The sequence below is a fragment of the Hydrogenophaga defluvii genome, assembly GCF_042665235.1.
Classification (GTDB): Bacteria; Pseudomonadota; Gammaproteobacteria; order Burkholderiales; family Burkholderiaceae_C; genus Hydrogenophaga; species Hydrogenophaga defluvii_A.
On the sequence record NZ_JBHTBZ010000073.1, the window covers coordinates 1 to 810 of the forward strand.

Genomic DNA, 810 nt, shown 5'->3' on the forward strand with positions numbered 1-810 from the left:
GGTTGTGTCGCAGTAAGCCGCCCAAAGACAATCAAGGCATGGCCCCACTGCATCTCCAATTGGCAAACTCGACTCTGCGCCGCGTGATCAAACGGTTGCACTTTCCGCTGGAGATCATGCTGGTGTGCGTTCGCTGGTACGCGGCCTACCCGCTGAGTCTGCGCAACTTGGAAGAAATGATGGCCGAGCGTGGCGTCACCGTCGACCATGCCACTGTCCATCGCTGGGCGTTGAAGATCTTGCCCGTGCTGACTGCGGTATTTCGCACCCGAAAGCGATCGGTGGACGGTTCTTGGCGAGTGGACGAAACCTACATCCTGGTGGGCGGGCAGTGGAAGTATCTGTACCGGGCCGTTGACCGGATGGGCCTGACAGTGGACTTCTTGCTGACCGCAAGACGCGACGAGGCTGCAGCACGTCGGTTTTTCGAGCAGGCCATCAACCTGCACGATGCCCCCGAGAAAATCACCATCGACAAGAGCGGGGCGAACACGGCTGCTGTGAGAGCTTTGATCGCAGATAGCGGCTTGGCCATTGAACTGCGGCAGTCCAAGTACTTGAACAACGTGGTCGAGCAGGACCACCGTGCCATCAAGCGGAGGATCAGGCCCATGATGGGGTTCAAGTCATTTTGGGCTGCCCGCCGAATCCTGGCCGGGGTCGAGACGATGCACATGATCCGCAAGGGGCAGATGAGCTGCCCCAAAGGGGTCGTCACGCCAGCGGCACAGCAGTTCTACAGTCTGGCAATCTGAGGTCGACGCCATCCACTGATTCAGCACGCCCCTCCTCGGCTAATGCGACACAACC

Annotated in this window: 1 protein-coding gene; it reads left to right on the plus strand. The window is 59.5% G+C overall.

Features of this window, described 5'->3' with window-relative positions; translation table 11 throughout:
- The first annotated feature begins 38 nt into the window (after window positions 1-38).
- Window positions 39-755 carry an IS6 family transposase gene (locus ACFQU0_RS19755; protein ID WP_382203639.1) on the plus strand — a complete coding sequence of 239 codons (717 nt, stop codon included), beginning with the start codon at window positions 39-41 and terminating at the stop codon, window positions 753-755.
- Window positions 756-810 lie beyond the last annotated feature (55 nt).